This window comes from Streptomyces sp. SolWspMP-5a-2 (genome assembly GCF_900091845.1).
Taxonomy (GTDB): Bacteria; Actinomycetota; Actinomycetes; order Streptomycetales; family Streptomycetaceae; genus Streptomyces; species Streptomyces doudnae.
Window position 1 is genome coordinate 23448 of sequence record NZ_FMCI01000234.1, and the last position, 7448, is coordinate 30895.

6 protein-coding genes and 1 tRNA gene are annotated in these 7448 nt (G+C 69.2%); 3 read left to right on the top strand and 4 right to left on the bottom strand.

The features are described from left to right. Positions 1 to 21: 21 nt before the first annotated feature. The 3 genes from gyrA to GA0115242_RS23215 all read left to right on the top strand — a co-directional run bounded on the left by gyrA (position 22) and on the right by GA0115242_RS23215 (position 3543). A complete protein-coding gene (gene gyrA / locus GA0115242_RS23205) occupies positions 22 to 2616 on the top strand; it encodes a DNA gyrase subunit A (RefSeq protein WP_093831536.1) in 2595 nt (864 codons plus the stop codon). Positions 2617 to 2634: 18 nt separating this feature from the next. Continuing rightward, the gene (locus GA0115242_RS23210; protein ID WP_093831538.1) at positions 2635 to 3381 is read left to right on the top strand and encodes a DUF3566 domain-containing protein; all 747 of its coding nucleotides are present in this window, start codon (positions 2635 to 2637) and stop codon (positions 3379 to 3381) included. An 85-nt stretch (positions 3382 to 3466) separates the two neighbouring features. Continuing rightward, positions 3467 to 3543 (top strand) — tRNA-Ile (locus GA0115242_RS23215). Between the two features lie 78 nt (positions 3544 to 3621). Here GA0115242_RS23215 and GA0115242_RS23220 read toward each other — a convergent pair. The 4 genes from GA0115242_RS23220 to GA0115242_RS23235 are packed head-to-tail and all read right to left on the bottom strand — an operon-like array spanning position 3622 to position 7413. After that, a complete protein-coding gene (locus GA0115242_RS23220) occupies positions 3622 to 4779 on the bottom strand; it encodes a tyrosine-type recombinase/integrase (protein ID WP_093831540.1) in 1158 nt (385 codons plus the stop codon). Then, on the bottom strand, positions 4779 to 4967 hold the full coding sequence (locus GA0115242_RS23225) for a helix-turn-helix domain-containing protein (protein ID WP_093831542.1): 189 nt from the start codon (positions 4965 to 4967) through the stop codon (positions 4779 to 4781). The genes GA0115242_RS23220 and GA0115242_RS23225 overlap by 1 nt, the downstream gene beginning before the upstream one ends. Further along, positions 4964 to 6361 carry a replication initiator protein RepSA gene (gene repSA, locus GA0115242_RS23230; RefSeq protein ID WP_093831544.1) on the bottom strand — a complete coding sequence of 466 codons (1398 nt, stop codon included), beginning with the start codon at positions 6359 to 6361 and terminating at the stop codon, positions 4964 to 4966. The genes GA0115242_RS23225 and repSA overlap by 4 nt, the downstream gene beginning before the upstream one ends. After that, positions 6358 to 7413 (bottom strand): DNA cytosine methyltransferase, encoded by a 1056-nt coding sequence (locus tag GA0115242_RS23235; protein ID WP_093831546.1) that lies wholly within the window; start codon positions 7411 to 7413, stop codon positions 6358 to 6360. Before GA0115242_RS23235 ends, repSA begins: the two co-directional genes overlap by 4 nt. Positions 7414 to 7448: the final 35 nt, after the last annotated feature.

Sequence of the window (7448 nt, forward strand, 5' to 3'; positions counted from 1 at the left end):
CAGGAAGGATCTTCACCAGCAATGGCCGACGAGAACACCCCTGTCACCCCTGAAGAGGGCGGCGACCTCGCGATGCGCATCGAGCCCGTCGGGCTCGAGACGGAGATGCAGCGCTCGTACCTGGACTACGCGATGTCCGTCATCGTGTCCCGCGCGCTGCCCGACGTCAGGGACGGCCTCAAGCCCGTCCACCGCCGCGTCCTGTACGCGATGTACGACGGCGGCTACCGCCCCGAGCGCGGCTTCTACAAGTGCGCCCGCGTCGTCGGCGACGTCATGGGCAACTACCACCCGCACGGCGACTCCTCCATCTACGACGCCCTGGTGCGGCTCGCCCAGTCCTGGTCGATGCGGATGCCGCTGGTCGACTCCAACGGCAACTTCGGCTCCCCGGGCAACGACCCGGCCGCCGCCATGCGCTACACCGAGTGCAAGATGGCGCCGCTGTCGATGGAGATGGTCCGCGACATCGACGAGGAGACCGTCGACTTCACGGACAACTACGACGGCCGCTCCCAGGAGCCGACCGTCCTGCCGTCGCGCTTCCCCAACCTGCTGATCAACGGCTCGGCCGGCATCGCGGTCGGCATGGCGACCAACATCCCGCCGCACAACCTCCGCGAGGTCGCCGCCGGTGCCCAGTGGTACCTGGAGAACTCCGAGGCGAGCCCCGAGGAGCTGCTCGACGCCCTGATCGAGCGCATCAAGGGCCCCGACTTCCCGACCGGCGCGCTCGTCGTCGGCCGCAAGGGCATCGAGGAGGCGTACCGGACCGGCCGCGGCTCGATCACCATGCGCGCGGTGGTCGAGGTCGAGGAGATCCAGAACCGCCAGTGCCTGGTCGTCACGGAGCTGCCCTACCAGGTCAACCCGGACAACCTCGCGCAGAAGATCGCCGACCTGGTCAAGGACAGCAAGATCGGCGGCATCGCGGACGTCCGCGACGAGACGTCGTCGCGCACCGGTCAGCGCCTGGTCATCGTCCTGAAGCGGGACGCGGTCGCCAAGGTCGTCCTGAACAACCTGTACAAGCACACGGACCTCCAGACGAACTTCGGCGCCAACATGCTGGCGCTCGTCGACGGCGTCCCGCGCACCCTCTCCCTGGACGCGTTCATCCGGCACTGGGTGACGCACCAGATCGAGGTCGTCGTCCGCCGCACGCGCTTCAGGCTGCGCAAGGCCGAGGAGCGCGCGCACATCCTGCGCGGCCTCCTGAAGGCCCTGGACGCCATCGACGAGGTCATCGCGCTCATCCGGCGCAGCGACACCGTCGACATCGCCCGCCAGGGCCTGATGGGCCTCCTGGAGATCGACGAGATCCAGGCGAACGCCATCCTGGAGATGCAGCTGCGCCGGCTGGCCGCCCTGGAGCGCCAGAAGATCGTCCAGGAGCACGACGAGCTGCAGGCGAAGATCCGCGAGTACAACGCGATCCTGGCCTCCCCCGAGCGCCAGCGCGCCATCGTCAGCGAGGAACTCGCCGCGATCGTCGAGAAGTACGGCGACGACCGCAAGACGATGCTGGTGCCCTACGACGGCGACATGTCCATCGAGGACCTGATCGCCGAGGAGGACATCGTCGTCACCGTCTCGCGCGGCGGCTACGTCAAGCGCACCAAGACGGACGACTACCGCGCCCAGAAGCGCGGCGGCAAGGGCGTGCGCGGGACGAAGCTCAAGGAAGACGACATCGTCGACCACTTCTTCGTCTCCACCACCCACCACTGGCTGCTGTTCTTCACCAACAAGGGCCGCGTCTACCGCGCCAAGGCGTACGAACTGCCGGACGCCGGACGGGACGCGCGCGGCCAGCACGTCGCCAACCTCCTCGCCTTCCAGCCCGACGAGGCCATCGCCGAGATCCTCGCCATCCGCGACTACGAGGCGGCGCCCTACCTGGTGCTCGCCACGAAGGCCGGTCTGGTCAAGAAGACGCCTCTGAAGGATTACGATTCACCGCGCTCCGGCGGCGTCATCGCGATCAACCTGCGGGAGGGTCAGGACGGCTCCGACGACGAGCTGATCGGCGCCGAACTCGTCTCCTCCGACGACGATCTGCTCCTGATCAGCAAGAAGGCGCAGTCCATCAGGTTCACCGCCACGGACGACGCGCTGCGCCCCATGGGCCGTGCCACCTCCGGTGTCAAGGGCATGAGTTTCCGCGAGGGCGACGAACTCCTGTCGATGAATGTTGTTCGACCCGGTACGTTCGTGTTCACTGCCACAGACGGCGGGTACGCAAAGCGCACCGGCGTCGACGACTACCGCGTCCAGGGCCGCGGCGGCCTCGGAATCAAGGCCGCCAAGATCGTGGAGGACCGCGGGTCGCTCGTCGGCGCACTGGTCGTCGAGGAGACCGACGAGATCCTCGCGATCACGCTGTCCGGCGGTGTGATTCGTACGCGAGTCAACGAGGTCAGGGAGACGGGCCGTGACACCATGGGCGTCCAACTGATCAACCTGGGCAAGCGCGACGCCGTCGTCGGCATCGCGCGCAACGCCGAGGCGGGGCGCGAGGCGGAGGAGGTCGACGGTGACATCGCCGTCGACGACACCGCCGAGGACGCCATCACAACCGGCACGGACGAGGGTGAGGCGCCCTCGGTCGAGTAGCACGAGGAGAGAGTCATCGTGAGCGGAGCCACGGGCGCCGGATCGGCCGGAGGTACCTCCACGGGTACGGGGACGGACGGCGGCGGCCGTGGCTCCGCCGCGCGTCCGGCGGACTCGCACACCACGCAGCTGCGGAAGATCGAGGTGCCCGGCACCGATTCGCGCTCGCCCGACACCCACGGATCCCAGGGGGGGACTGTGCCGGACCGGGGTCAGCAGACCAAGCACAAGGGCAAGGCGGGCGGCGACGGCGTCCAGGCGTCGCCGCTGCCCGGCGAGCGCCAGCAGCAGCAGCCCTCCGGGCCCTACCACCCGCCGCAGGCCTACGAGGCGCAGGGCGGGGCGGCGGCCGGCGCGGTGCGCAGGCCGCGGACCGGGGCGCGGACCACGCCGCGCATCCGCAAGGCCCGGCTGCGGGTGGCGAAGGCCGACCCGTGGTCGGTCATGAAGGTGAGCTTCCTGCTCTCCATCGCGCTCGGGGTCTGCACGGTCGTGGCCTCCGCGGTGCTGTGGATGGTCATGGACGCGATGGGCGTCTTCTCGACGGTCGGCGGCACGATCTCGGAGGCGACCGGCTCGAACGAGTCGAACGGCTTCGATCTCCAGTCGTTCCTGTCGCTCCCGCACGTCCTGATGTTCGCGTCGATCATCGCCGTCATCGACGTCGTCCTCGCGACGGCTCTGGCGACGCTCGGCGCCTTCATCTACAACCTCTCGGCGGGCTTCGTCGGCGGTGTCGAGCTGACGCTCGCCGAGGACGAGTGACCTCGCCGGGAACCGATTTTGGGACTGCCCTGGTCGTGCGCTAATCTTCAGGAGTCAGCGCGCGGCACACACCGCAGAGCGCGGCGGGGCTATAGCTCAGTTGGTTAGAGCGCATCCCTGATAAGGATGAGGCCACAGGTTCAAATCCTGTTAGCCCCACCAGCGAGAAGGCCCCCGGACCATCAGTCCGGGGGCCTTTTGACACCATCGGTTGACACCAACGGCTGTGAACGGCGGCGGTCAACCGATGAGCGGATCTTCCAGGAGTTCGGCGAGCAGCGCGGCTGCTTCCCGTTGGTCCGAACCGACCACGTGGGTGTAGACGTCCATGGTCATGCTGATCTGGCTGTGCCTGAGAATCGTCTGAGCGACCTTGGGATGCACCTTCAGAAAGGCGAGCAGGGTCCCGCAGGTGTGCCGAGCGAGCCGGACTGTGATCCGGCGCACACCGGCCCGCTTCACGAGCGCGTTGAAGGCTCGGGAGAAGCCCACGGGATCGGTCAGCCCGCCGCGCGTCGACGAGAAGATCACGTCATGATCCGGCCTCTGCTGCCAGGCGTCACCGACGATCTGTCGTTCCAGGTCTTGCAGCTCGCGGCGCTCTTCCAGGGCACGGGCGCAGAACTCCGGAAGCGGAAGCACGGCCGTGGACGACTCCGTCTTGAGATCCTTGAGGATCAGGCCCTTCCCCTTCTCGCGCTGCACCTGCTTGACCGGCGTGAACTGCCGACCCTCGAAGTCGATGTCCTGCCAGCGCAGGCCCAGCACCTCACTCCGGCGGAGCCCGAGGACGAGCACCAGGACGCACGCCGCGTAGAAGCGGTGAGCGCGGGCCGCCCGCAGGAAGGTGATCGCCTCACGGGCGCTCCAGGCCCTTCCCTTGTCCTTGCTGACCTTGGGCATGTCCACCAGGAGCGCGACGTTGCGCGTCAGCAGTTCTTCGCGGATGGCCCGGTTGAGAGCGTTCCGAAGGACGCGGAGCACTTCGAACCGCGTGGGCGCCGGTACCTTGTCGCGCTTCAACGCGGCCATGAAGGATCGCAGTTGGGCAGGAGTCAGCTTCACCAGTGACTTCTTGCCGAGATGCGGCGCCAGGTACAGCCGCACCTTGGACTCGTACTTGACGTACGTGTTATGCTCCGAGCCCGGCTCGACGATGTGCTCAAGCCAATAGGCCAGCCACTCGGCGAGCGACCAGGAACGGGACGGCACCGGGACGCCGTTGCGCTCTTGGTCCTGGAGCTTGCCGAGCTTCTCGTTGGCCTCGTCCCAGGTGGCGCCATAGACCGTTTTGCGGACGCGGTTGCCGTCCGTGTCGGTGACGTACGCGCGGCCCATGTAGCGGCCGTCAGCCCGCCTTGAGATCGTGCCTCCGCCGTTGGGGCGCCTCTTGGGCATCAGGCACCGTCCCCGAGGCGACCGTCGATGAAGTCGCGCACGGCGTCGGCGGGAACTCGGCGGCATCCATCGATCTTGAGCGAGACGAGGCGACGCGTACGGATCAGGTCGTAGACCTTGGAACGACCGACCCTGAGCTGTGCCATGACCTCCGGCACCTTGAGTAGTTCAGGGGCGGCAGTGGTCATGTGATGGCTCCTTCCAGTTCGAGCAGGGCGGGTAGTTCCTCGCGGGCGGTCTCGCGGTTCAGTTGGATGTCGCGGCGGATGGTGGCGGCGAGCCAGGACTCACCGGGGGTGTGGCCGTGACCGGCGTAAGACCAGTGGGCGAGCGTGAGCGTGATTGCCTCGGTCGCGTCGTCGGGGTCGGGCAGGCCGAGGGAACGCCGTTGCTGTGCGGCCCGGTAGTCGGCCCGGACCTGCCGGAGGGCACCGAGGGTGGTCGAGTAGGCGCGGGACTTGGTGGAGAAGTGGCCGCGGAACCCGAGCATGTGGGCCCAGTCGCGCAGCTTGCGGTCCGGGTAGAGCGCGTGGAGGTCGAGGCACGCGGTGATGAGCCGGGCGGGGTGGTCGGGGACGCCGAGCAGGGCGAGGGCCTCTTTGTTGCCGATTCGGCGGTCGACGGTGCCGGTGGTCTCGGCCGCTTTGGTGGCGTACTTGGCGAGGTAGGACGCGACGGCCTGTTCGGTGATCTCCTCACCGTGGCCGAAGGCGCGGATGGTGCGGACGTCGAGTTGAGTGCCCCAGCGCAGCGTGCGGGCGGGCTGGTCACCGGCCGGGGGGACGTCGACCACGACGCGGGAAGCGGCAGCCCTGATCGCGTCGGTGAGGAGGTCGAGCGTGGCCCAGGCCGGCGGGGGCGATTCGGGTCCTTCGGGCCCGTCGAACCGGATCACGGCGTGGAAGTGGACGGCGCCGCGCTTCTGGTACTCGGCGACCTTGCCGAACGACACCTTCGACTGTTCCCGGGCCGCCTTCTGGGTCAGGCCAGCGCGGCGGGCGATCTCGCGGCGGAGGTAGATCGTGAAGTACCGCCACAGGTCGGAGGCGTGGTTGTTCCACAGCACGGCGCCCGCGTAGTCGTACGACTCGGGGTCGAGCGGGGTGCCGAGTTCGGGCGCGTCCTCGGGGTGGCGGGTGCCGCAGCGGCAGGGCCGGTTGCCGGGCCGGTTGTGGACGGGGCCGAACGAGGGCGCGGTGAGTGTGGCGAACACGCGGGGGTGATCCCGGACAGTTTCCGGGGTGCCCTTGGCGGGGTCGCCGACGAGGCCGGCGCGGATCAGGTGGTAGGTGTCTCCGGCGTAGGTCCAGGCGCAGGAGGGGCAGCGGGAGGCCCGGCGGTTGCCGCACGCGATCCGGAGCCGTCCGCCCGGTTCGGTGTCGGTGTTGTAGGAGTGCAGGATCTGCCCGGTCAGAGCGTCCCGGGTGACGGTGGAGCCGTGGAGGTGGATCGGGTCGGCGCAGCCGCCGGTACGGCGGATCTGGTCGCGGGTGCGGTCGAAGCCGGTGGACCCGGCCAGCCTCAGCACGTCGGTGAGGGTGGCCGGGTCCTCCAGGCCCGCCGGGGTGGCGGTGTGGGTCACGCGGCGACCTCCAGTGCGGTGAGCAGCAGGGGGCGCAGCGCGGCGGCGGCGAGTGCGGGTGGTACGGCGTTGCCGATCTGTTGGAACTGCTTGGTGCGGGAGCCGGCCCACGGGTAGTGGGCGGGAAATCCCTGGAGAACGGCGGCTTCTTCGACTGCCAGACGGCGGACCGGGGTGCTGTCGACGTCTATCCAGGACACGTCGTTGAGGGCTTTGCCGAACAGCAGGGTTGGGGCGGGTTGGTCGAGGCGGCGGCGGGTGGCGGCGGGCCGGTTGCCGACCTTGAGGAGCCAGGAGCGAGCGCGGCCGGTGATGGCCCAGGACGGGCCGGTGGTGGGGAAGCGGCTGCCGCCGGTGGTGTGGTTCCCGCGAGTGTGGACGACGGAGGGCGGGCAGCCCAGGACGTCGCCCATGGTCCGCCAAGGCGGCAAGCCGGTGCCGAACAGGTCGTCGGGTGTGCCGCCGTCGGCGTGGGTCGGGTCCGGGGGCAGGGCCGGGCGGGTGCGGGAGGCCAGCAGGATGGCCCGGCGTCGGGTCTGGGCAACGCCGAAGTCCGCCGCGTTGAGGACACCGGTCCAGGTCGAGTAGCCGACGCCGGCCAAGAGGTGGGCGGTGTGCTCGAACAGCGGGAGCACCGAGGGGACTTCTTCTAGGGCGATCCAGTCGGGACGCAGGTCCAGCGTGTAGCGCAGGGGCTCTACGACCAGGAGGGAGCGCGGGTCGGTGCATGCCTCACGCAGAACGATGCGGGTGTCCTTCCCGCGGGCGAGGTCGTCCAGGCCCTGGTGGCACAGCGGCAGGTCGTCGTTTCCGGCGCGCAGGCCGGCCGCGCTGAAGGTCTGGCAGGGCGGGGAGGCGATCAGCCCGGAGACCTTCCCGCGGAGCGGTGCGGTGGGGTAGGTGGCGACGTCCGCGCGGATCGTCAGGTGCCCGGCGGCGGCACGGGTGGCGCAGACGGCGGGATCAAGCTCGATTCCCACCTCTCGCACACCCAGAGTGCTCAGACCCTGGGACCAGCCACCGGGACCCGCGAACAGGTCAAGAACGGTCATCGCGCACCGCCCTTGAGGCCCTTGCGGCGGGGGGG